Origin of the sequence: Parvimonas sp. M20 (assembly GCF_035282425.1) — a bacterium.
Lineage (GTDB): Bacteria > Bacillota > Clostridia > Tissierellales > Peptoniphilaceae > Parvimonas.
On sequence record NZ_JAYKBQ010000163.1, the window covers coordinates 1 to 273 of the forward strand.

The following is a 273-nucleotide window of genomic DNA, read 5'->3' on the forward strand; positions in this document are numbered from 1 at the left end:
CCAGATTGACTACGACGAGTGTAATCAAGATGATAACAAAACCAATGACGGACATCCACGCAGACTTGGCGCCAATCCATCCGCGTGAAAGCCGCAAGTGCAGGTAAGCACTGTAGAACAGCCATACGATGAGTGCCCAAACCTCTTTCGGGTCCCAGCCCCAGAAGCGTCCCCACGCCTCTTGCGCCCAGATCATGGCGAAAATCAGAGCACCCAGAGTAAATACCGGGTAGCCGATACTGATCGCACGATAGCTGATCTCATCCAGCAGGT

The 273-nt window shown here is 53.5% G+C and carries 1 protein-coding gene; it reads right to left on the reverse strand.

What is annotated here, in order from left to right; all coding sequences use genetic code 11:
• The coding region (gene ccsA / locus VJI93_RS08815; protein ID WP_324009325.1) for a cytochrome c biogenesis protein CcsA at window positions 1-273 on the reverse strand (273 nt) is incomplete at both ends.